At 64.1% G+C, this 24,836-nt stretch carries 14 protein-coding genes; 4 read left to right on the top strand and 10 right to left on the bottom strand.

Annotation, left to right across the window (positions count from 1 at the left end):
- Window positions 1–55: 55 nt before the first annotated feature.
- Genes Pla175_RS11045 through Pla175_RS11060 form a run of 4 tightly spaced genes read left to right on the top strand, consistent with a single transcriptional unit; the run spans window position 56 to window position 5,283 of the window.
- Entirely contained in the window at window positions 56–1,150 is a 1,095-nt protein-coding gene (locus tag Pla175_RS11045; protein ID WP_197527423.1) for a DUF1559 domain-containing protein, read from the top strand.
- A gap of 6 nt (window positions 1,151–1,156) precedes the next feature.
- The gene (locus Pla175_RS11050; protein ID WP_145284271.1) at window positions 1,157–1,597 is read left to right on the top strand and encodes a hypothetical protein; all 441 of its coding nucleotides are present in this window, start codon (window positions 1,157–1,159) and stop codon (window positions 1,595–1,597) included.
- Window positions 1,598–1,652: 55 nt separating this feature from the next.
- Complete coding sequence (locus tag Pla175_RS11055) at window positions 1,653–3,572, top strand: glycoside hydrolase family 113 (RefSeq protein WP_145284274.1); 1,920 nt, start codon at window positions 1,653–1,655, stop codon at window positions 3,570–3,572.
- Window positions 3,573–3,600: 28 nt separating this feature from the next.
- Window positions 3,601–5,283, top strand: a complete 1,683-nt coding sequence (locus Pla175_RS11060; RefSeq protein ID WP_145284277.1) for a glycosyl hydrolase — start codon at window positions 3,601–3,603, stop codon at window positions 5,281–5,283.
- Between the two features lie 484 nt (window positions 5,284–5,767).
- Here the strand turns inward: Pla175_RS11060 and Pla175_RS11065 are convergent, their stop codons facing one another.
- From Pla175_RS11065 to Pla175_RS11115, 10 genes are all read right to left on the bottom strand, one after another.
- Window positions 5,768–7,168, bottom strand: coding sequence for a sulfatase family protein (locus tag Pla175_RS11065; RefSeq protein WP_145284280.1), 1,401 nt, complete (start codon window positions 7,166–7,168; stop codon window positions 5,768–5,770).
- A gap of 42 nt (window positions 7,169–7,210) precedes the next feature.
- Window positions 7,211–8,674 (bottom strand): sulfatase family protein, encoded by a 1,464-nt coding sequence (locus Pla175_RS11070; RefSeq protein WP_145292053.1) that lies wholly within the window; start codon window positions 8,672–8,674, stop codon window positions 7,211–7,213.
- Between the two features lie 39 nt (window positions 8,675–8,713).
- The gene (locus Pla175_RS11075; protein ID WP_145284285.1) at window positions 8,714–10,093 is read right to left on the bottom strand and encodes a sulfatase family protein; all 1,380 of its coding nucleotides are present in this window, start codon (window positions 10,091–10,093) and stop codon (window positions 8,714–8,716) included.
- Window positions 10,094–10,124: 31 nt separating this feature from the next.
- A complete protein-coding gene (locus Pla175_RS11080; protein WP_145284288.1) occupies window positions 10,125–12,878 on the bottom strand; it encodes a GH116 family glycosyl-hydrolase in 2,754 nt (917 codons plus the stop codon).
- Window positions 12,879–13,168: 290 nt separating this feature from the next.
- Window positions 13,169–14,113, bottom strand: coding sequence for an ISAs1 family transposase (locus Pla175_RS11085; RefSeq protein WP_145284291.1), 945 nt, complete (start codon window positions 14,111–14,113; stop codon window positions 13,169–13,171).
- Window positions 14,114–14,232: 119 nt separating this feature from the next.
- Window positions 14,233–17,532 carry an alpha-L-fucosidase gene (locus Pla175_RS26505; RefSeq protein WP_231954339.1) on the bottom strand — a complete coding sequence of 1,100 codons (3,300 nt, stop codon included), beginning with the start codon at window positions 17,530–17,532 and terminating at the stop codon, window positions 14,233–14,235.
- Window positions 17,533–17,650: 118 nt separating this feature from the next.
- A complete protein-coding gene (locus Pla175_RS11100) occupies window positions 17,651–19,243 on the bottom strand; it encodes a sulfatase family protein (protein ID WP_145284294.1) in 1,593 nt (530 codons plus the stop codon).
- 160 nt (window positions 19,244–19,403) lie between these two features.
- Entirely contained in the window at window positions 19,404–21,758 is a 2,355-nt protein-coding gene (locus tag Pla175_RS11105) for an FAD-dependent oxidoreductase (protein ID WP_145284297.1), read from the bottom strand.
- 154 nt (window positions 21,759–21,912) lie between these two features.
- A complete protein-coding gene (locus Pla175_RS11110; RefSeq protein WP_145284300.1) occupies window positions 21,913–23,316 on the bottom strand; it encodes a sulfatase-like hydrolase/transferase in 1,404 nt (467 codons plus the stop codon).
- 47 nt (window positions 23,317–23,363) lie between these two features.
- Window positions 23,364–24,830, bottom strand: a complete 1,467-nt coding sequence (locus tag Pla175_RS11115) for an arylsulfatase (RefSeq protein WP_145284303.1) — start codon at window positions 24,828–24,830, stop codon at window positions 23,364–23,366.
- Window positions 24,831–24,836: the final 6 nt, after the last annotated feature.

Here is a 24,836-nt window from a genome sequence, read left to right on the forward strand (position 1 = left end):
GGTTTTATGGTGGGCTTTGCTGGCCGCCCCCCCCCTCATCATGGAGCATGCGGATATGAGGTCACTCACACAGATAGAAAGACGGGCCTTCACGCTGGTCGAGCTGCTGGTGGTCATCGCCATCATCGGCATCTTGGTGGCGATGCTGCTCCCCGCGGTGCAGGCGGCCCGCGAGGCCGCCCGGCGTGCTTCGTGCACCAACAACCTGAAGAACCTGGCGCTGGCGCTGCAGAACTACCACGACACGTTCCAGAAGTTCCCTGCCGTGGCGGAGTTCCCCAACGAAAAGCTGTGGAACCCGCTGCAGGACAAGGCGTTGTTCCACAACTGGGCCATCCGTTCGCTGCCGTACCTTGAAGAGCAGCCGCTGGCGGACCTGTTCGTGATCAGCGCCACCTCGCGCGTCTCGGACGACGCCACCGGGACGACCAATTCCGTGGCCCGCGGGACCGACATCCCGGTGATGCTCTGCCCCAGCGACGGCGAGAACAAGACGCACTTCCAGGGGTCGGGGGGCAACTGGGCGCGCACCAACTACGGGATGAACGGCTTCGAGTACTGGCCCAACCAGTACTGGCGGAACATCAAGACCGCCTCCGGCAACGACGCGGGCATCGACTTCCAGATCGGAGTCTCGGGGCTGAGCGACGGCAAGGTGAACCAGAACCTCGGCATGCACCAGCTCACCGACGGCACCTCCAAGACGATCCTGCTGGCCGAGATGCGGGCCGGGCTCGGCGCCAAGGACCGGCGGGGGGTGTGGGCGATGGGCATGTGCGGGTCGAGCTACCACTGCCGCCACGCCGGCTACTCCCCCAATAGCTGCGGCGACACCGACGAAGAGATCTACGGCGGGCAAGAGATCATCGACGACGTCGGCCGCCCCCGGCTCGCCAGCGAGTGCATGGACATCGACCTCTCCGCCAGCGGGCAAGGGAGCGGACAATCGGTCGTCCGCAGCGTCCACCCCGGCGGGGTGAACGTCGCCATGGCCGACGCCAGCGTGCACTTTGTGGGCGACTTCGTCGACGCCGGCTACATTTCTATCGGAGGGAGGCTGACCAACAGCGACATCGAGCAGGACAAGTTCCGTGTGTGGCAGCGGCTCAATATCGGCCGCGACGGCTACCCCGTGACGCAGGAGTTCTAGAACGGCATGGATCGGTCACAAAAGTCACGACGGACCGCGGCGACGCTCGTCTGCGCCGGGGCCCTGCTGGCGCCGCTGGCCGGCTGCGGCGGCGGCCCCTTCGACATCGTCCCGGTGAGCGGCGTCGTGAAGTACGACGACGGCTCGGCCATCCCCAGCGACGACTTCCGTCTGAAGTTCGTGCCCCAGATGGAGTCACCCGACGGGGTCAACTTCCCCCGGGTGGCGACCGCGATGGTCAACGCCAGCGGCGACTTCGATCAAGCGACCACCCACAAGTACGGCGACGGCCTCGTCCGCGGCCGGCACAAGGTCTACCTCAAGATCGGTCAGGGCCCGGGGGGCAAGCCGCTGGTCCCCGCGGACTACCTCGACGCAGAAAAGACGCCGCTCACCATCGACACCGCCGAGGGACGCAGGTTTGAGATCTCGGTCCCCAAGCCCTAACCGGCCCGCACGCCGCTCGGTGGGGCTCGCGGCCCTGGTGCTTAGCGCCGCCGCGATGCACACGCCCTACGCGCACGGCGCCGCGGGCCTGTACGAGCCGGGCGTCGATCCGGGGCTGGGGTTCAACCTGGTTTCTTGGGGCAATTTCTCGAACGGCGCCCAGGTTTGGGAGAACGCGGTGCAGTCCGTGTTCGACGCCGGGTTTACCGAGGTCTCCCTCAGCCCGTTGAGGTTCTACACCCCCGGCGTGGGTTCGATCGCCGCCACCTCCGGCAGCGGGCCGGAGCTGAGCCACGTGGCGGCGGGGATCGTCCGCGCCAAGTCGCTGGGCATGCGGGTGACGGTCAACCCGTTCATCGAGCCGGTCGGGTTCAGCGATTGGCGCGGCGTCTACAACCCAACGCCCGGCAGCGCCGAGTCCAACCTGTTCTGGAACGACTACCAGCAGTACCTCTCCGACGTGGCGAGCGTGGCCCAGGCCGGCGGGGCCGACTCGATGACGGTCGGCACCGAGCTGCGGGCGATCACCCGCAACGCGGGGAACAACGCCCACTGGGACAGCGTGATCAACGCGGTCGACGCGCGCTTCACGGGCTCGATCGGGTACGCCGCGAACTGGGACAACTACAACCACCCCAACGTGGCGGCGGCGATCTGGGAGCACCCCGCGATCGACTTTATCGGCATCGACTCCTACTTCACGAACATGCTGACGGGCGCCCAGGCAGACGCCTCGGGGAGTTATCCAAACCCGGCGTTCATCGGCCAGGTCGAGGCCGCTTGGAACAACAAGCTCGACGGCGAGATCCTCCCCTTCGCAGCGGCCCGCCAGGGGGGCGCCGGGTTGCCGGTCGAGCTTACCGAGGTCGGCTACCTGCCGTTCAACCGGACGTCGCGTTCGCCGCAGGCCAGCGGCGGCGCCGCCGACCGCGACGAACAGAACATGGCCTTCGAGGGTTTGATGCGTGCGCTGGACGGTCGGCTGGCGTCTGGAGAGATGCTCGCCGCGCATGTGTGGCAGTGGGACATGCCCGGCTCGGCCGGGAGCCTCTGGAACATGAACCCCGCCGGTGGGAATCAGCCCGCCAACCAGCAGACGGCGCAGTGGCTCTCCGCCTTCGCGAAGGGAACCAACCCCGGCGGCGTCGATCCCCCCGCGGGCGCCACGCGGGTGCTCTACAGCTTCGAGGGAGGGCTGCAGGGCTTCTACTACCCCAACTTCGAGACGCAGCCCGCCAGCACCCTGGCCCAAGCCAGCGGCACGGGCGCCACCGACGGCGCCCACAGCCTGGCGATCACCAAACCAACGCCCGCTTGGACCTGGGACGCCCGGGTCGAGATGAGCGGCGACCAGCTCCAGGCCCTCAAGGATGCGCTGGCCGACAACGCGGACGACTACCTGCTAGAGATCGACGTCACCTACCGCTCCGACGACCTGCCGGTTGGGCTGACCGACCTGAGCATGCACGTCGCCATCGAGACCAACTCCGACGGCTGGAACCAGGCGTTCCCCTACGCGGGCATCAACAGCCGCGCCAATCAATCCTTTGCGGTCCAGGTCCCGCTCAGCGCGTTCGGGTTGAGCAGCGGGATCGCATCGGCCAACCTGCACCTGGGGTTCGCCGGCAGCTTTTCGGGGACCGCCACGATCTTTGTTGACCGCATCGCCCTGACCGACACGTCGTTCGTCGCCCCCAACGGCGACTACAACGGCGACGGCGTGGTGGACGCGGCGGACTACACCCTATGGCGTGACTCGCTCGGCCAGAACGTGACGGCGGGCCAAGGCGCCGATGGCGACGCCAACGGCGTGGTCGACGCCGGCGACTACGACCTCTGGCGTCAGAGCTTTGGGGCGGTCGTCCCGCCGACTGCCGCCGCGTCGGGCGGGTCCTCGGGCGTGCCCGAGCCCGGGGCGGGCGTGCTGCTGATGCTCGCCGGCGCCATCGCCGTGGCGGCGCGGAACGTGATGTGAACGCAAACCAACAGGCCGGCGCCCCACCGTGAACGCAAAGCGATTCATCCTCGGTTCAGCGGCGTGCGGGGTCCTGCTGGCCCTGGCGGCGGCGCCCCTCGCGGCCCAAACGTACCGCTACGAAGCCGAAGCCGGCCAGCAGTTCGGCACGGCCGTGCGGAGCAATGTCGCGGGCTACTCCGGCGCCGGTTTTGTCACGGGGTTCGACGGCTCTGGCGGCTACGCTCAAGGGGACTACTTCCAGATCGAGGCCGACGTTCCGCAGGGGCTGTACGAGCTGTGGGTGGGCTACCGGTCCCCCTATGGCATGAAGGGCTACAACTTTTTTGTCGACGGCGAGGCGGGGAGCGGCGTCTTCGACGCGTCCAGCACGTTCGCCACGGACCGGGCCGGGCTGCTGGCCGTGGCGGCGGGGACGAACACGTTCGGCATTGCGCAGAACTGGGGTTACTACGACGTCGACTACCTCGAGTTCCGCCCCTTCACGCCGCCGCCGCTGGCGCGGGTGTCTCCCCAACTGATCGACGCCCAGGCCGACCTCCCCACCCGGCAGTTGATGGGCTACCTGGTAGACAACTACGGCAAGCAGACCTTGTCGGGCCAGCAAGTCGTGGTCGGCCAAGGGGGGGCGTTCCCCAACGCCAGCTACCTGCAGCGTTCCGGGGGGCTCGTTCCCGCGGTGCGCACCTCCGACTTCATCGAGTACTCTCCTTCGCGGATCCAGCACGGCTCGAACCCCAACCAGGAAACCGAGAAGACGATCGCGTGGGCCCGGCAGACCGGCGGCGTCGTCTCCATGAGCTGGCACTGGAACGCGCCGACCGACCTGGTCAACACCCAGCAGAACCCGTGGTGGCGGGGGTTCTATACCGACGCCACCACCTTCGACCTGCCCGCCGCCCTGGCCGACCCGCAGGGCGCCGACTACCAGTTGCTGCTGCGAGACATCGACGCGATCGCCGACGAGCTGCAGAAGTTTGAGGACGCCGGCGTGCCCGTGATCTTCCGCCCGCTGCACGAGGCCCAGGGGGGCTGGTTTTGGTGGGGCGCCCACGGCCCCGAAGCGTTCAAGCAGCTCTGGGGCGTGGTCTACGACCGGATCGCCGAAACGCACGGCATCCACAACCTGATCTGGGAGTTCACCTCCTCGGCCGCCGACGGGGACCACCTCGACTGGTACCCGGGCGACGAACTGGTCGACATGATCGGCCTGGACATCTACACCGACCCGTCGTCGAGCATGAGCGGCGCGTGGTACGACATCCTCGAGCACTACGACGGCAACAAGCTCATCGCCCTGTCCGAAACGGGCACGCTCCCCAACGCAGAGCTGATGGAACTGTGGGGCGTCAACTGGAGCTACTTCTCTCCCTGGTCGGGCAATGAGTTCGAGGGGGCGTTCTCACCCGAGCAGTTGCAGGCGACGCTCGGCGCCGAGAACGTGGTCACGCTAAACGAACTGCCGACGCTGCCGTGGGCCGCGGCCGCCCTACCGGGCGACTTCAACCTCGACGGCGCCGTGGACGCCGCCGACTACACCGCCTGGCGCGACGGCCTGGGGGGCGTGTTCACCGCGGGAGACTACCAGGTGTGGCGTGCCGGCTACATCGCCGCCGCGTCGGCGGGCGTCTCGTCCCGTGGCGTCCCCGAACCCTCCGCTTGGGCCATCGGCGTGCTGGTGCTCGCGTGTTGTTGCAGGCGCGGGCGCTAGCCCACGGCTGCGACTAGCTGCACATCGCGCTGAGGTCGTGGCCTGTCGGAACCGGGAGCGGATTCCTGGCAGAATCAGCTCGAAAATAGCCGGCTGATCCCCGATAATGCTGGGTCGTTTGTAGACGCCGCACAGCGGGCCCTCCGGCTTGGAGGGCGCCGTCGCGCAGCGGGTGCGCGCCGGAGGGGGGGCTCGCACGGGGTGCGCGACGTTTGTCCGCTAGGTGTCCGATTGACCCTCGAAGTGTCCCCTCGACGACCCCGCAACCGAGGTAAAACGATCAAATCGTTCGGTGGAGCCGGCGTTCAGGGCAGAGAATCCGCGAGAATCGCACGTGCCGGGGGGGTTGTGTCCGATTTTTTGTTCTCCGGAGACCGGACAAAAGGACACAAACCGGGGCGGCGTCGGACGCGGGGCCCCTGAGGCAGAGCGGGTCGGACTGGCGGCGGTTTGCAGTTCGCCGACCGGTGCGGTTCGGTTGTGGTTACTTCGAAAGTGGCTTCGCATCCTCGACAGAACCGGCGGGGCGGCTGTGCTGGGCGATGTCGTCGGCGAAGTCGGAGAGGTAGCCAGAGAGCCGTTCGGCGATGTCCGGGTGCTCCTTCAGCACGTTGTTTTTCTCACCAACATCGTCCTTCAGATTGAACAGCATCACCGGCTTGCCGTTGTTTGCGTGCAGCTTCCACTCGCCCGATCGCACCCCCTTGAGGGCATTGCCGCTGTGATAGAAGAAGGCCTCGTGAGGCGTCCCGGCTTCGCCGGTAAGCGTCGGCCAGATGTTCTTGCCGTCGATCACTCGGTCGGAAGGGACCTCCGCCCCGGCCAGCAGAGCGAACGTAGGCAGCAGGTCCATGGTGGTCATCAGTTGGTCGTTTACAACTCCGGCCGGGATCTTGCCGGGCCAGCGGATCACGGTCGGCTCGCGCATGCCCCCTTCAAAGGTGGTGCCCTTGTTGCCGCGCAAGGGGCCGGCGCTAGCGAAGAGGGAGTTCTTCGGGGGTCCATTGTCAGAGGTGAACAGGACAATCGTGTTCTCATCCAGACCATTCGATTTGAGCGCATCGAGGACCTGCCCGACGGACCAATCGATTTCTGCGATGGCCTGCCGGAAGAGCCTGTCCCGCGTCTTGTAGTCAATCTGGCCCTCTTCTTCCTCAAGCTTTGCCACGACATCTTCTGACACGCCCTCCATGAACCGGGGCGACACGTGCAGCGGCGCGTGAGGGATGGGGTGCGGGATGTAGAGGAAGAACGGCGCGTCTTTGTGTTGCTCAATGAACTTTACGGCCCGCTGGGTGATGCGCCTCGTCAGGTAGTCGGCGTCTGGGTCTAGTTCGACAACGGTCTCTCCGTCTAGCAGCGGCAGCGGAGGGAACTGGAATCTTTGCTGCTGCGGATGGAACGGGTGGATGTCGTGGCTGTAGGGGAGGCCAAAGTACTCATCGAAGCCCTGCCGGGTCGGGAGGAACTCCGGCTGGTCGCCCAGGTGCCACTTGCCGAACATGCCGGTCCTGTACCCGGCCGACTTTAGCACCTCGGCAATCGTGATTTCGTTCGGGTGGAGGCCCTTGGGGTCGCCGGCGAGCAACACGCCAAAGTTGCTCCCCATGGCCATGCCGACCCGCTTGGGGTAGCAACCCGTCATGAGCGCGGCGCGCGACGGGGTACAGACAGGCGCGGCCACATAGAAGCTGGTAAGCCGGGCGCCCTCGGCCGCCATCCGGTCGATCCGCGGCGTGCTGACGTGCGTAGCTCCGTAGCAACTCAGATCGCCGTAGCCTTGGTCGTCGGTGAAGATGACGACGAAGTTCGGCGGAGCAGCCTCTGCATGATGCAAATGCCACAAACACAGCGAGACGAGCAAGAAAAGAGTTTTCACATTCATTCTCTGGTGAGGCGATTCCCGCGTGGCCAGAGCCATGCGTGGCTACTTGGTTGCGATTGGTTTCGTATCCGCGGGTCGGGTCTGGTCGGGGACCGGCGGCGCTGCCGGACGCGGGCCGGCCAAGTCGAAGAACCGCATATTCTCTCCGACCCGATTGTAGTCGCCGAGGTCTGCCCGCATCGCGTCGGCCAGCCCGAGCAACCGGTCGACGACCCCGGGATGCTGGTCGGCCAAGTTCAGTTCCTCGCCAGGGTCCTGCTCCAGGTCGACCAGCATCGGCGTGTCGAAGCCGATGCGGTCGGCGGGCGCGATGTGCGTGTTCCGGCTGAAGGGGGCCGCACCGATCGGCTCTCTGTCGCGGGGCAGGTGCAGCTTCCATTTGCCTTGTCGAACCGCCTGCAATTGGACGCGGAGATAGTAGTAGAACGCCTTGTTGGGGCTCGCCTTGTCGAACTCGCCGTGGAGCAAATGCCGGATGTCCTCGCCGTCGATGACGCGGTCTGCGGGAACTTCTGCACCGGCAAGCGCCGCGAGCGTCGGCAGCAGGTCCAGCGTGCTGGCGATCAAACCGCACGACGTGCCGGCCGGCACGCGGCCCGGCCCCCAAACGATGCAGGGGACTCGCACGCCCCCTTCGAACGTCGAGACCTTGCCGCTGCGCCAGGGGCCCGCCGATCCGCCGTGGTCTCCGGGCCGATGCCCGTCGGCAAAACCCTTGTTCTTCATCAGCCACGGCCCGTTGTCGCTGGTGAAGATGACGTAGGTATTCTTCGCCAACCCCATTTCTTGGATCGCGTCGAGAATTCGGCCGACGTTGTAGTCGATTTCCTCGATCACGTCGCCGTACAGCCCCCGCTGGCTCTTGCCTTTGAACCGCGGCGACGCGTCGAGCCGCGTGTGGGGCATCGTGTGCGGGATGTACACGAAGAAGGGTTGATCCTTGTGCCTACGCATGAAGCCGATCGCCTCGTCGGTGTACCGCCGAGTCAGCGTGGCCATGGGCGCCGCCTGCTCGATCAGCTCTTCATTGCGGTACAAGTTGACGACGCGATCGTTGCTGGTCGGCGTGCCAAAGAAGTAGTCAAAGCCCTGCCGGGTGGGGAGCAAGTCGGCATAAAAGTCGGTCTGAGAATGCGTCGCGAGGTCCCACTTGCCAAAACAGGCGGTCGCGTAGCCCCTGGTCTTCAGCACTTCCGCGATGGTGATCTCTTCGAGATGCAGGACGGGGTGCACCTGCTTCGTGTTCCCTCGCTCTGCAACCCGCAACGGGTAGCACCCCGTCATCAGCGCTGCCCGCGACGGCCCGCAAATGGGCTGCGCGTAGAAACTGGTGAGCTTCATCCCTTCGGCCGCCATCGCGTCGAGCCGCGGCGTGCGGATGTCGGGGGAACCAAAGCAGCCGACGTCGCCGTATCCCTGGTCGTCGGTGAAGACGACAACAAAGTTGGGTCGGCCGGCCGGCTCTTCGGCGACAGCACACACGCTCCAGTTGACGGCCGAGGCCATGACCAGCAACGCACCAATGCGATGATTTGACATCGGGCGTCACCTTTCCTGCGGGTCTACGAGGATGATTCGTCGTTGGTCGGCGCCGGTCGTACGCACGTCCCCGAGTTCGGCCCGGACCGCCTCGGCGTGCCGCTGCAGGCGGGCGACGACCTCTGGGTGACGGTCCGAGACGTCGTGCTTCTCGCCCACGTCGCTCTTCAGGTTGAAGAGCCGCAGCCGGTCGAGCGTCACGAAGCCCCGCTTCTTGATCGGTTTCTTAGACCAGAACGGCTGATCGTTGACGGTGCGCGGCAAGTGCAGCTTCCAATCCCCCTCGCGTACGGCCTGGAGATTCGTTCCGTTGTAGTAGTAGAGGACCTCGTGGGGAGAGTTGGACGACGCTCCTTTGAGGATCGGCAAGATCTCCTTCCCGTCGATCTTGCGATCGCGCGGCTGCTCGACCCCGGCGAGTTCGCAGAACAGCGGCAACAGGTCCATGCTGGAGATCGTGACGTCAGAAACTTGCCCTGAAGGGATCGCTCCCGGCCAGCGAAAAATGCCGGGGACGCGGTGCCCTCCTTCCATGGTGCAGTACTTGCCGCCGTTCAAACCGCCGGCCGACCCCGCTATGGTGGGCCCGTTGTCCGAGGCGAATACCACCAGCGTGTTGTCCTCGACGCCGGCGTCGCGTAGGGCTTGCAGCACGCGGCCGGTGCTGTGGTCAAGCTCTTTGATGAAGTCGCCGTACTTGCCCTTCGGTGAGGTTCCGATGAACTCCTTACGGGGCTGTAGCGGGCTGTGCACGATGTGGTGCGAGAAGTAGACAAAGAACGGCTGGTCCTTCTGCCGCTTGATGAAGGCCACCACTTCGTCGGTGTACCGCTTGGTGAGCTCTTCGAGCGGGACGTGGCGTTGCTCCACCTGCTTGCCGCGATACAGCGTGTCGAAGTTTGCCCCTCGGGCCTTCCCGTAATTACTGGGGATGCCAAGGTGCTCGTCGAAGCCGGCGTCGAGCGGATGCGAGCCTGCGATTTCCATGCCCAGATGCCACTTGCCGACCATCAGAGAGCGGTAGCCGGCCGACTTCAGCAGCTCCGGGATAGTGATCTCCTCGCTCATGAGCCCGTAGTTCTTGTACTTCGGCTCCGTTTCGTGCCTGGCGACGGGCACACCGCAGCGCATCGGGTAGCGTCCGGTCAACAGCGCCGCCCGCGACGGGCTGCAGACGTTTGCCGGAATGAAGAAGTCGGTGCTGCGAAACCCCGCCGAGGCCAGCCCATCAATATGGGGGGTCTCGACGCCCGTCGGCCCGTAGCAACTGATGTCGCCGTAGCCGAGGTCGTCCGCGAAGATAATGACGAAGTTGGGCTTCTCCGCGGCCAACAGCGGCTGAGCCAGCCCAAGGCAGAGAACGCCTAGTAGGTAGAGCACTTTCATGGTGGGTTTCTACGCGAGTCTCGGGGTTGGACTAGGCGTGTTGTACGCGCAGCGTTTGGCCAGCGGCGATGCTCAGACGCTGCGGGAAATGAACGATGTGGCGCAGGCCCGACTTCTCGAGCCGGGCGTCGACCGGGCGTCCATCCAGCGTGACGGACCCGTTGCCGAGGTCGCTTCCAGGGGCGATGTCCAGTGCCAACTGCCGCAGGGATAGTTTGCCGTTGCGCAACTCGATGGCGTTCTCTTGTCGGCGGTCGTTGACCATCTGGCTGAAGCTGCCCCAGCCTTCGGCCGTAGTGAAGGCGGCGCGGAAGTTGTCCTGCTGCATGCGCGGACCGAAGGCGAGCTTGCCCTCCGGCCCGTCGTAGCGGTACCCGCAGACGGCCATGAAGACGCTGTAGCTGGCCATGGCGCGGGCGTAGTGATCGCTGCATTCGACTTCGTTGTACGGGTTGCGGTCTTTGGGCTGGTATCGGTCATAGATCGCCTTGCCGATCGCCAGCCCTTTCTCGACGAGCCCCTCCCAGATCATGTGGGCGGCGGCCTGCCACTCGAAGCCGGTCATGCATTCGTTCAAGTAGCCCGCGTAGTTCTTCTTACCGCTCTTGGCCTCGTCGCGGCCATGCGGGAACGAACACATCACCAGACCCGCGTTCCCCTCGACCGCGTACCAGCGTCCCTCCGTCATGACGCTCCTGAAGTCACCCACGTTGGGTGAGAAGTTGAACGTCCAGAGAGACTCCAGTGTTCGGCGGACTTTGTCTTCGGGCAGCACTCGGTCGAGGCTCACGTTGTGGAGCCAGAACTCGCCCAGCACCTGATCGATGTGGCAGCCGTTGGTCGAGCCGTGCTTCTCGTCCGCGCCAGGCCCCGGCTTGTGGATGAAGTGGCCGTACTGCTCGTTCCAGAGCATGTCGACCATTTTCGGGGCGCCTCGCGCAACGATCTTTTCGTAGCGCTCCGCCACGGCCGGTTGTTTCATCTGTCGCGCCATGGTCGCGGACGCCTTGAGCGCGGCGTGGTACAGGTTGATCAGCCAGTGCACCTGCCCGTACCAGGGCTCGTCGAGCGTGTTGTGTTGGGCGCCCGCCAGCAGGCCGTCCTCGTCCGGGTCCCACTTCTGGATAACGCGGTCCATGGAGAGCCGAGTACGGTCCCAGATGCTTTCGAGGAAGCGGTAGTCGGGCGTCATCTGGCTCTCGCGCAGAACGCGGAGGATCGTGCCGCACTGGCCGTCCACCGCCTCTTCGAACTTCGCGATGGAGTAGCGGAAGTTGATTGCGCCGTCCTCGGGCCTGAACCCCTTGCCGTACTCAATCTTGTCGCGGCATTCCCGCTCGATCACGGGGAAGATACGCGCCAGCCCCTGGGCGTACTGCCACACGTGCGTGCAGTTGCCGGGGCAACAGTTGACCCCTTCGTCCAGGTTGTACAGGCCGCCTTGCAACGCCAGCCGCTCGGCCACCTGGGTCTGCATGCAGTCGAGCGTGACGAACGTTCGCTCCAGCAGCCAGTAGGGCAACGTGGAGTCGTACCAGGTGTCTACCCAGGTGCGGGTGGTCCCGTAGAGCTGCTGCTCTCTGGCGGCCACGGCCCCTGCGGCGTCCGACGCGGTCGGCCACAAGATGGAGTAGAAGTTGATGTCGTGGGCGCCGGGCTTGTTCCCGAAGGCAGTCACGTAGTTCGCGTTCGGGAAACGCCACGCCAGCGCGAAGGAGATGGTTTTCTCTTCGCCGGGCTCGAGCGACAGGGTACGCCCGACCGAAGCGAATCCCCGCTCTCGCAAAGGCATTGCGAACGCCTCATCTTTCTCCACGCCTGGTTGGCTGGGGGCGAACAGATCCGATGCGCCCGGCTGCGACCGGCGGATGTCGACGATGTCGGGGCGCTCTTCCCCGAGCAGCCCCAGAGCGATCGACCCGAAGTCCGTGGCGAGTTCTAATCGCGTCCTCGGCCTTCCGGCACGGCTCTCCTCAGCGGCCGGTTCTGCCCAGCACTCGACCACCGAAAGCCCCTCGAGCTCTCGGTAGCGACTTAGCCGTTCGCCGCGAGCCCCCTTGCCGCTCCGGTAGTTGGAGAAGTTTTCCACCCAACCCGCGATCGCCGCCGCCTGGACGTTGTCCGATGTGTTCTTGATCGTGTAACGCATCACGATCACTGGGTAGCTGGAATCGTCGCGATTCAATGGGATGTAGGGGGTGTACGCCTCAAGCTCGACCTGCACGGGACAGGCCGCGTCGGCGTACGTCACGCGCGCCATCGGGTACTGGTTGGTGAAGACGACCTCTGCAAATCCTTTCGAGTCCAAGGTGAAGGTCCGCTTGTCGTTCCCGGACTCAACCTCCAACGCGAACCCCTGATCCATCGGGGAGTGGATGGTGTCTGGATCGGTGAAACGGGGGCCCTTCACGGCGTGCTTCGCGTCTCTCTTGCCATCCAGGTTCCAGTACCACAACCGGCCGTCGCCCCCGAGATAGACCTGCCCCGTGCAGATCCCGCCGATGGGCATGCCGATGTACTTCAGGTCGTCGGCGGTGGCGCTGAGCGCCTCTCCGCGGGCGTATAGAGACGCCACCCACTCCTTGCTCAACTTCTTGTCGGAAGGAATGACGTGCTCAAACGCGTCTGGGCTGAATGGACCCGCCATGACCCGGCCGCGACCCGCCATGAGCATCGCGGTCGTGAGCCCGGAGGCCTTGATGAAGTTGCGGCGTCCGATGGAGGCAGGCGAACAGGCGGCAGGGCCGCAGCCGCAGCCCTGCTCGGGATTCACGCTCGAATTCATGACAAGAAGATTCCTGCGAAAGGGCGCGCTGCGGTAGCCAAGTAGATGCGGCCCCACAGATCGCGCGGATTGTCCGGAAGCTATCAGGGCAATCGCATCTAATCACGCGGCATTCCCCGTGAGAATCCTCTGAAGCGTGGCGTTATTCCACCCTGCGCGGAGACGTTTGCCGCGTAGACTCTCACGGAGGGTAGTGTCCTGCTTGAGAATCGAGAGCGCCAGGCGGCGAAATCCAGAACATATTTCTTGGCCGCTGCCCTTGCGGATGCGGCTCTGGTCCTCTGAAAAAGTTACATCGAGCGACCAGTGCAGTGCGTTTTCCACCCGCCAGTGTCCCCGCACATGCCCGGCCAACGACCGCACTTTCGGCGGGTCCGCCGCGGCGGACTGAGGAAAAACGACACCTCGCGGCTCTCTTTGCCGCTGGCCTCGCGGCAGCGGTACACCATGCCGACCGAGCGGACATCGCGCCAGTCGCGGGCAAGCGACTCGGGCGCCGCCGCGACGTAGTACTCCCGCCGTTCTTCCCGCCCGTGGCTCTTCTCGACAGTCGTGTGCCGACGCACGCCGCGGTAGTCGGCGTCGCCGAACTCGATGAACAACTCTTGCAGCGCGTCGTGCACCGAAGGCTGATTGGCTTTGACCTGCAGCACGTAGTCGGCGCCGCGGTTGCGGATCGCTCGGGCGGTCTCCTTCTGACAGTGCATGGCGTCGAGGGTGACCACCGCCCCGTCGATCGCCAGCATCTCAAGAAGCCGGGGAACCGCGGTGATCTCGTTCGACTTCTCTTCGGTCGCCACCTGGCCGATCGACACCCCCAGGTCGGTCGCACACGCGTTGACCACGTGCAGCGCCGAGCGGCCGACCGACTTGTCGTGCGACCTGCGGAGGGTCTTGCCATCGATCGCCACGGTCTTCCCCTTCAGGTCGAGTTGCAGGCTGGCGACCCAGTTCGCAAGGCAGTGGTAGAACTCGGACGTGTCGAGCATCGCGAACACCCGACCGAACGTGTCGTGCGACGGGACGCCGTTCTCAAGACGCAAGAACGTGCGGAACCACTCGAACTTCTCACGGCCAAACCGCTCCACATCGGCCCACGTGTCGGCGCCGCAGATCGCGCCGCAGATGGCGATGGCCACCATGTCGCCCAGACGGTGCTGCTTCGTCCGATCCATACGCGGATCGGACAGCTCCTCGAAGTGTGTAAGAATTACAGGAACGTTTGCAGACGCCATGCTCCGACCTCCGTGCTAGGAATGCTACCGCCGGGTCGGCTCCGCCGACCCACTAGACTCCAAGCATTACGACGCAACAATGCTCCTCGTTCGGATTAGATGCGATTGCCCTGCGGAAGCTATTGAGTACTGTTTCCTTCCAAGTCGACCTTCTTCGTCCCTCGAAGCGCTTTGGAAGCATTGCGTTGGATCACGTTGGGCTCATGTTGCTCGCGATCCGTCTCGATCTCGAAAGCCCACGCGTGCGTGCTCTGTCCGAGGTCCCGCGGCGGCGTGATCTGCAAGCCGGTAGGGGTTAGTTTCCACTCCACCGCTGACGCTGATCCTAAGAGACGTACCGATTTGACGGCGCCGTCCTTCCAACCCGCGGACGCCTCGATGGTGAGAGGATGCGTCGGCTTCGTGAGTGCAATGGCGTAGAGGTTCTTACCCTTGGCGGTGAAGGCCAGGCGCCCATCGGCTTGTTGGTTCACCTTCCAGTAGCGAGTGCCGTAGATCGCCCGGCCATTGATCTTCAGCCAGTCGCCCATGGCACGCAGTCGTTCGACCTGCCAGGCGGGGATCGTCCCGTCAGCCCTTGGCCCGATATTGATCAAGAAATTGCCGTTGCGGCTGATCACCTCGACCATTTCATGGATCACCTCTTCAACCGATTTCTTCTTGTGACGGTAGTCTGGGTCATCTTCGGCGGCCAGGTATCCAAACGATGTGCCGAACGTGGTGCAGCTCTGCCACTTCGGGCCGATCACTTCGAGCTTCAGGTTGTCCTTCTCTAGGCAGCCCACGCCATCGGGCCAGTTGCGATTGGCGCCCTTGTTGTTGCAATAGACTTCCCGCTGGCGGGCGGCGGCGTCATTCATGAAATCGGTGATCATGCCGCGAGCCTGGTCGTCCAGATACTTGATCTCCGGCTTCATCTTGCCGCTGCGGACTTGGTTGCCATCCCGGGTGTAAATGGGGAAGTCGTCGACCCACAAGAAGTCGGGCTGGTACTTGGTTTGGATCTCCTTCCAGCGCGCGACGTAGTCGTCGACGAAGGCCTTGTCGTAGCTGAACGGACCGTACAGCGATGCGGCGGCGGGCACGCGACGGATCTCTTCGATGATATCTGGCCGGGGTTCGCTGTGGACAACGTACATCTCTTTTGCGAAGAAGCCCGTGTGACGCTCGCGGTGATACGAGGGGGCGAACTTCAGCCCGCGCTTACGGACGGCCCTGCCCAGGTCGCCAACGAGGTCGCGCTTCGGGCCCATGTCAACGGCGTTCCAGGGCGTCAGGTCGGAGTCCCAGTTGGCCCAGCCGTCGTGGTGCTCCGCCGTTAGCACCACGTATTTGGCGCCGACTTCGTCAAACAACTTCGCCCATTGATCGGGGTCCCAGTTCTCCGCCTTGAACTCGCCGACGATGTCCTTGTAACCGAACTCCGGCGGGGTCGCGCCCCAGCGGTCTTTCATGTAGGGGTAATAGTGTTCGCGGTCTTGGTACAGCATCTTCGGCACATGCTCGGCGTAACCGCGATCCCCTTTTCGGTAGCCGATGGCACTGTAGGGACCCCAGTGAATGAAAATGCCGATCTTGCCGTCATCAAACCAGGCGGGAACCGGCATCTCTTGAAGCGACCGCCAGCTTCCGTCGTACTGCGGCCTCGGCGCCTTGTGATCTGATACGGGATCCGAGCCCAGGGCCTCCACCTCGGTGAAGTAGGCGCCCCCCGCCTCTCCGTTCACGTCGATGAGTTGCGTCAAGAGCTCCGTCGGACCGGCCGGGAGATCAAGTTCAAACACAACGCCCCGGCTGCTTGCCTGCACCGGCTGTTCCACTGCTTGACCAGCGATCTCGATTTTCGCACGCTCCGCAACCACGGGCTTGTTTGCTTCTCTTGGAAACTGGCGAAGCGTGATCCGGTACTGACCAGCCTTCTGCACTTGCAGCATCCATGGCCCAGTCACCTTGGGCAGCTTCTTGATCATGTTGAAGTTCCACGGCGAATTGCCGGCTGGCATATACCAATCCTGCGAGCTGAGGACGGTCGGGCTCTCTGCGGGATTGCCGATGTCGATGCGAACCGGGGTCAGCCTCGGCGACACCCTGGCCCAAAAAGGCTGGTACCTTTCACGCAGGTCGTCCACGACGTCGGGATGTTCCTTGGCGACGTCGTTTCTCTGTGCGGGGTCTGCTTCGATGTCGTACAGGCGTTGCCCGTTGGAGTTCACCAGACGCCAGCGCTCGGTCATCACGACGGAAAACTCGTAGGGCTTCGACGGCAGTGTCTCGGCCCCGGGGCCGCCGTGGTATTGCAGAACGTGATGATCGCGCTGAAACGCTTCCTCCGAACCGCTGAGCAGCGGTTTGAGGGAGACTCCATCGGGCCGATCGTCGTCCGGGACTGCAATGCCGCAGAGGTCCGAAAGCGTCGGGAGCACATCGATGTGTGCGGCGAGCGTGTCGATATCCCTACCACCGTTCAGCCCTCCCTTGGGCCAGTGGATAAAGAATGGCACACGATGACCGCCCTCGTAGACCGACGCCTTCTTGCCCCGCATCCCCGCGTTGAAGCCCACGGTTGGCTCAGAATCCAGGCCGCGGAAGTCGCCGCCGGCAGCGGTTCCGTTGTCTGTCATGAAGATCAGGATCGTGTTTTCGGCCAGCCCGAGATCGCTTAATCTTTCACGCAGCATCGCTAGGTTGTGATCGATGTTTGCGATCATCCCGTAGAAGTTCGCGTTGGCCACATTCCTATTGCGGACGTAGGGCGTCGCCCATTCCTTCGGCACTAGGTAGGGGCTGTGCGGCGCGTTGGTTGCAAGGTAGAGAAAGAACGGCTTGTCTTGGTTCTGCTCAATAAATCGGGTGGCCTCGCGGAACCAGACGTCGGTGCAATATCCTTCAAACCGCTCGGGCTGCCCGTTGCGTTCGTAGGTGTCGTCGAAGTAGTCGTTGCCCCAGTAGTCCGATGCTTGGCCAACCCCGCCGCAACGGTGCCAGACGACGTCTTGAAAGCCCCGGTCTTGCGGGCGATGGGGAGCGTTGTCGCCCAGGTGCCATTTCCCAACCATCCCGGTCGTGTAGCCCGCATCGGCAAACAGATCTGCTATCGTGACTTCATCCCGGTGCATCATCGTGCGACCAGAACTGGTTCGGAAGGCGCCCGTGTAGCCCGGGTGGTTGCCCGTCATGAGCGCCGCGCGCGTTGGAGTACAGAACGGGCTGACATGGAAATCGGTGAAGCGAATCGAGTCGCGATAGAGCGCGTCGATATTGGGCGTCCTGAGAACCGGGTTCCCGTGACAGCCCAGGTCGCCGTAGCCCTGGTCGTCGGTCAACAGCAGCACCACATTGGGACGATCGGCGGCCGAAGAATCTGTCGTGGCAAGTGCAACGATCGCCAGAGCTGAAAGTCCGCCAAGTCGATAGAACATCGCAATTTTGCGTTGAAAAAGAGAGTTGTGGCATGAGCCGGCGGCGCTGTTGCGCCGGCGTAAGAGACATCGTTGTCTGGCCTAGGGCTCGACCTTCAGCATTAGGAATCCTGTCGAGTCAGCTTCCCTTTGTTGGCGCGTCCTTGGGGCGATAGGCATCCAGCAAGGATTCCATCTCCTGCACCACGTCGGGGTGCTGACGGTACAGGTTCGTGGTTTGATTCACATCCTGGCGCAAGTCGTAGAGTTGGGCAGACGGCGCGTCTTTCCGGATCCTGCCGTTCTCAATGTCGCTGTTGACGCTGCCCACAAAGGCGGCCGCGGGGGCGCCGCCCCAGGCGTGATCGCTAGGCCTGGACCCGTTGAACCCGCCGCTGCCTCGCGCCGGGATGTACATCCACTTCCCCTTGCGGAGCGAAAGGTGTCTGCCGCTCTTGGGCGCCAGGACCAGCTCGTCGCGGAGCGGTTCCCCCGGATCCCCTAGCAACGCGGGCAGAACGTTCATGCTGTCTTTGTTCTGCAGGGCGCTGGGGTCTTGTCCCGTAACGGCCGTGCAGGTGGCGAGCATGTCAACATTGCAGATTAGTTGATCGGACACTGTGCCCGGCGCGATCTTGCCGGGCCAGCGGGCAATGAACGGGACGCGGTGCCCCCCTTCCCAGGCGCCGAACTTAAAGCCGAGCAAGTCGCCGTTGATGTGGTGGCCCGCCTGCACGGCGTTCCTTCCGCCGAGGTTCAACATGGCGCCGTTGTCGCTCGTGAAGATGACCAGCGTGTTCTCATCGAGGCCGTGTGATTCGAGACAATCGGTCACTTGTCCCACCATCCAATCGAGCTCTTGAATGAAGTCGCCGTAGAGCTCTGCGTCGCTCGTTCCCTGGAATCGCTTGCCCGGGGTGAACGGATGGTGGATGTGGGTCGTGGCCAAGTAGAGAAAAAAGGGCTTCTCCTGATTGGCCGTGATCCAGTCGGTCGCTTTATTTGCCAGGACGGTTCCTACCGTGTAGTCGTTGTAAATCTTGTGAGCCTCCACTGCGCCTTTGAAGCTGTTGGGTGTGCGCTGAGAGGCCTCGGGGGGGATCGGCGTGATCGGAGTCGCCTCCTTTTGCTGTCCCTTGGCAAGAAGGATCAGAGGGTCTGCCGGGTCTGAGCCGACAATGCGGTCGTTCTCGACATAGACGTAGGGGGGCGCGCTGTTGACCACTGGCAAGCCAAAGTAGTAGTCGAATCCGAGGTCCATCGGCCCGGGACGCAGGGGCTCTTTCCAGTTGTTTGTTCCTTTCCCAAAACCCAGATGCCACTTGCCCAGTGCTGCGGTTGCGTAGCCTTGGTTCTTGAAAACGTCGGCCAGCGTAAGCGTGTCAGGGTCAATGATAAGCGCGGAATTCACGGGCGCCGGACCCCACACGCCGGCGCCCCCGTTGGCCCGAACAGGGTACTGCCCCGTCAACAGCGCGTACCGCGAGGGCGTACAGACAGCGGAGGCCGAGTGGGCGTCGGTGAATCGCCGCCCCTCTCTTGCCAGATTGTCGATGTTCGGCGTTTTTACCTTCGTTGCGCCGTAGCAGCCGAGGTCGCCGTAGCCCAAATCGTCCGCAAAGATGAGGACCACATTTGGTGGCGTTGTGGCCGCCCCGCCGGCCGCTTTACCGTGTCCAGCCAGTGTGGAAAAGACAGCGGCGGCGACGAGCAATCGGAGGAGGTGATGCATTTCAAGTCTCTCGTTTCGGATGCGAGGTTCGGATTCGGAGCTCTCGTGGTAGGAGCCGCGGTGTTCAAGGAGCGTCCTTCAGACGCCCTGGTATGATAGATAAAGTTGACATGATGTGGCCATTCGCTGCTACTGCTTTGCGCGCCCGCAAACGCCTCGGTCAGCCCCCTGCCCCGCCTAGTTGCTGCCGGCTAGTCGGAGCAGCGGAGCGGGCATTCCCTGCTTTCGGCGTAGGCATTTGCCGGATCGCCTCTGCGACCAGCCCTGCGATGATCCGGTTTCCTTCTCGCGTTGGATGCACGCCGTCTTGATCACGCCAGTCGGGGCGCATCGCCAGTTGTTGGTTCAGGTCGACGATCGACAAGGCGTTTCGATCCGCCACTCGGACGACCGCGGCGCGGTAGTCCTCAAGCACTGCCGGAAGTCCCCCCCGCTGCTCGAAAGGTTCCCGTCGATGGCGCGTGAAGTACGCATCGGCGTCGATCGGTGGGACCGTGCAGAAGATCACCCGGATGCCTGCTCGCTGGCACGACTCTGCAATCGTGGCGAGGTTCGCCTCGTACTCGTCGACGGGCACGAACACACGGTCTTCCGCAACACGAGAGTCGTTTGTGCCAAGACTAACCACGACGACCTCGGGGCGTAGGCTAAGCACGTCTCGTTGGAGCCGCTGGAGCGCGTGGCGCGATGAGTTGCCCGCGACCCCCGCATTAAATACCTGCTTGCCAAGCAGCTTCGCTAGTTCTTCTGGGTAGCCGCGCTTCGTGATGCTGTCGCCGAAGCAGATGATCGGGGGCCCCGCTCCGTCGGCAGTCAGGCGGGGCTTCGGCGGGCCGGCAGATTTGGCCGCAGGACGCGCCAGCACCTGGCCGTCCGCCAACAGCCGGCTGCGCAGCTTTTGGTAATCGACGTCTTGCACTGATGTGTCGGCGTCGATTGCTATCACGGCCGCGGCGCCCGCCGATTGGCCCAGCACCATGAAGACCGGCTCCATGCGGACTGATCCGAACGCGATGTGGGTCGCCGACACGCAAACCGGCGCCAGCAGATTCTGACACTCCCCCTTGGCGGGAACGATCGCCCGGTAGGAGATCGGGTAGGGCTTGAGGCCGTGCTGTTGCACGTCGCCCTCGTTGCGGGCCGCGCCGTCCTGCACAATCCGTTGGCAGTTGTGGGAGTCCATCCCGTAGGCGGCCATGCCGACGGGGTCGTCTGCCACCTCTTTGCCGCGGCAGTTGTGCTCCGTCATCACGTAGTCGGAGACCATCCGCCGGGCTTCGCGAACGTACATCTGGTGCGGCCATCCAGCGTCGCCAGTGAACTCGTCCTTGCAGGGGCCGAACGACGCGAATTCTTGCCGCAGACCTTGCGGAACCCTCGGGCTGGTCGACATGAAATGCCAGAAGCCCAGGATGTAATCTTTGTGAGACTTCCAGATCCGGTCCCGCGTAGCGTAGTCGCCGTCGGGGTAGTCGTAGTTCATGCCGATGAAATCGGTTGAGATGCCTTGGCTGTTGTTGATGTCGGTCTTGCTGTTCGGCATCCAGACAGGATTGCAGAAATTACTCAGGACGGGTTGTTTCCCGGACTCGACGATCTTCTCAGCGCGTCGCGCGGCCAGCTCGTAGAGCGCCGGGTCGTAGTTGTCTGGAACGGTGAGCTCGCGGCGGTTCTCCGCGACGTTGGTGAAACAGAGGCGGAAGTTGTAGGCCTGAACCCGCTGGTCGCCGTCGCCCGGGATCCCTCCGCTCCCCCGCTGCACCAGCGGGATCAGCCCGCTGGCGGGGTCACCAGGAACGACGTACGGGTCGACGCCGCCGTAGATCTGGTTCTTGGGCGTGTGTTCTCGGATGCCGTTGAGCGTTTCGTTGTACTGCGCATTCGCCTCGCGCCCGACTCGGTAGCTCACGCCCGCCATCGCCAGCAGGTCTCCCTCGTAGGTGGCGTCGACATATATCTTGGCGCGGTAGACGTCGCCGGCGTCTGTCTTGATCGCGACGATTCGTTGACCCTCCATCGTTGCGATCGATAGGCGCTGCTGAAACTGAACGACGCAGCCGTTGTCGGCCAGCATCTCGTTGAGGATTCTTTCTGCGACGTGCGGCTCGAAGGTCCACATCGTGGCGTCTGGCCCAGAGACCTCTTCGAGCGTGGTGCGTTTCGACCGGTGGGCGAAAAAGTCGTCGCGCGACTCCCATCTCCAAGCGGCGTCGTCTGCGTAGTGTTTGGCGACCCGTTGGTAGAACTCTCGGCTGATGCCGCCGATGACCCCCTTGTTGCCGATGTCCGTGGCGCCGAGCCCGCCGGTGGTCATGCCGCCGATATGCCGGCCGGGCTCGACTAGAACGACCGACTTTCCTTGGCGAGCCGACTGGATCGCCGCGGTGATGCCGCCGACCGTGGCGCCGTACACGCAGACGTCCCGCGTAACCACGGCCGCGGGGCACTGCGTGGCTGTGCACACGCAGCTCGCGCCGCACAGCAGCCAGCTCCAGAACCTAGTGAGATCCATCATCGGCTCGGGGTCTCGTAGCGGTAAGGGATAAGGCGGCAGCGGGACTATGGGGCCGGTGCGCCGCGGAATGACCGGGAATCCGATTGGAGGAGCGCCGCGAACCGCGGTGCGATCGGCTCTCGCGCAGCGGTCCGCTGCAACGCAGAAGACGGACTCAACCACGCCTCGCACGGTTGCGGGCCGTCGCCGGCGGCGACCACTTTGCCGGTTTCGGATTGGCGACCTCCAGCGGCGCGTTGTCGGCGAAGCTCGTCATTTCTTCCGCCAGCCGGGCGGTCAGCTCGGCCACCTTGGCTGCGTGCTCGGGGCGATCGGCGAGGTTCGTCAATTCAAGCGGGTCGCTGTTGAGGTCGAAGAGCTGAGTGCGATCGACAAGCGGGTAGCGGATGAGCTTCCACCGGTCGTCGCGGACCGACCGCTGGCAGTTCTTGTAGGCCGTGTAGAGGACCTCGCGGACCTTGGTCTCCTTGCCCGTGAGGATAGGGAGGATGGTCTTCCCTTCGACGCCGATGGGAATCTCAGCGTCCGCCAGCCCCGCGAAGGTCGGAAACAGATCCATCAAGTACACCAGCGCGTCGCTCTTGCCGTGCGTAACCCCGGGGCCGGCGATCACCAGCGGAACGTGCATGCCGCCGAACTCGTAGAGGTTTTGCTTCCCGAAGAGTCCGTGGTCTCCCATGGAGAGCCCGTTGTCGCCGCTGACGACGACGATGGTGTTCTCCCACTCTCCGGTCTGCTTCAGATGGGCGATGATCCGTCCGACGTGGTGGTCGAGGCCGGTGACGCACGCGTAGTATTCCGCGTTCTGCCGCTTGGTGTCCTCTGGCGTGCGGGGCCACGGCGCCAGCTTCTCATCGCGCACGGTCATCTCGCCGTTGTTAAACGGATGTAGCGGCAAAAACGCGGGCGAAAGGGGGATCTTGTCGGCGTCGTAGAGGTCGTGGAACCGCGGTTCGGCGGAGCGTGGGTCGTGCGGGACCGGGGGCGCAAGGTAGGCGTAGAACGGCTTGTCTACTTGGTCGGCTTTACGCGACTTGAGAAACTCAATCGTGCGGTCGGCCAGCCGCTGGCAGCAGTGAGCGCGGTCGTTTTCGGGGGGGCGTCCGCGGGCGTCGTCCACCACGTTGATCTCGAACTCCCGCGTGCCCGTCGGAAAGCCGTTGCCCGTCTTTCCCATGTGGAACGTTTGATAGCCGGCCGCCGCGATCACTCGGGGGAGGAAAGTCGCCGGGTCGTCGGCCTCCGCCGCAGCGCCGGGAGCGCCAGGGATGCGCTTCCACGAGCGGCCGGTGAGCATCATGGTTCGGCTCGGTTGGCAGACCGCTCCGCTCATCGAGCCCATGGTGTAGCAACGCGTAAAGGTCATTCCTTGCTCGACGATCGCGTCGAGGTTGGGCGTCACGAGCAGCGGGTTGCCCAGAGCCCGCAGCCCGTCGGGGCGATGGTCGTCCGCGTGGATGTGGAGGATGTTCGGCTGGGTTGGCCGCGCCGCCAGGCCGGAATGCGTCGCCATCAGAAACGTGGCGAGCGCGAGCAGATTGGTAAACATTGCCTTCATGAAATCAGAGCCTCGTGTGAACTGCTGAGAAACTCGGACGCTCGTTCCTAGTTGATGAGCCTCGCCGGGTTCATCCTCCTGCGCAGCGCCGCGTCCGGACCGCCGCCGAACTGCTCCCAGTAGAGCGCCTTCATCGGGTTGATCTTTGGGCCAAAGGCGTCTTCGTTCACCAATAGCGGCTGCACTTCGCTCCACCATTGGTCGTAGGCTTCGCGCAGCTCGGCGACCGTCTCGGGGTGTTCTTCGATAACGTTCGTCCGCTCTTCGGGGTCGGCCTCAAGATCGTACAGCTCCTTGTTGTTCACCAGCGTGAACCGTGCGTTCTGGATGGCGCATTCCTTGTGCTTCCATTGCTCGACCTCACCCTTGGGCCAGCGGCCGACGTGGTGCACCAGGGTGCGGGCGGGCCAGGGTGCGCTGGGGTTCTTCAGCAGCGGCAACATGCTGCGGCCTTCAATTTGTTGCTTCATCTTGTCCGAAAGCTCGGCGCCCGTGATCGCGGCGAGCGTCGGGTAGATATCGATCGCCGAGGTCAATGCGTCGCACTCCTGCCCGGCCGGGATCCCGCCGGCGGGCCAGCGGAAGAAGCACGGCACACGCGTGCCCCCTTGATAGGGCCTCCCTTTGCTCCCCCGCATCCCGGCGTTGAAGACGTGGATCCCCTTCGTGCCGCCGTTGTCCGAGGCGAGGTAGATGACCAGCGTGTCGTCCGCGACGCCCCAGTCGTCGAGCTGCTTAAGGAGCGTGCCGAAGTTGGCGTCAACGTTCTCGACCATGCCGAAGAACTTGGCGGTCTCTTCTTTGACGCCGGGCTTGCCGAGGTAGTGCTGATAGTACTCTTTGGGCAGGACCAGCGGGGTGTGCGCGGCGTTGAGCGAGATGTAAGCGAAGAACGGCTGCGACTCCTCGCGGCGGGAGTCCATCCACTTGATGGCCTGCGTAAAGAACAGGTCGGTGCAGTAACCGGTGGTCTTCTCCCACTTCCCGTTGTGCCACAGGGCGGGGTCGATATTGCTGTTGCCCGGCGCGTCGCCGCACGAGCCGGGGTAGGTCTGCCCGATCCCGCCGCCGCCGTGGGTGTAGACCTCGTCAAAGCCGCGGCTCTCTGGCCGGTAGGCCTCCTCGTCGCCCAGGTGCCACTTGCCGAAGATGCCGGTGGTGTAACCAACGGACTTCAGCATCTGAGGCAACGTGACGGTGTCGAGACTCAACCGCTCGCGCTCGTAGATGGTGTGCGTCACGCCGTTCTTGAACTCGTGCCGGCCGCTCATCAGGGCCGCACGGGTCGGCGCGCAGGTGGGGCTCACGTGGAACTGCGTGAACAGCAGGCTCTGCTTCTTGAACGCGTCTACCGAAGGCGTCCGCATGACAGGGTTGCCCAGGCAGCGGTAGTCGCCGTAGCCGACGTCGTCTGGCATGACGAGAATGATGTTGGGCTTGGCGGCGTCGACGGTCGATCGCCCTGCCAGCAGCGCCATCGCGGCCGCGGCGAGGAGTCTGAGCGTGCAGTTCATCGAATC

It is taken from the genome of Pirellulimonas nuda (assembly GCF_007750855.1).
Lineage (GTDB): Bacteria > Planctomycetota > Planctomycetia > Pirellulales > Lacipirellulaceae > Pirellulimonas > Pirellulimonas nuda.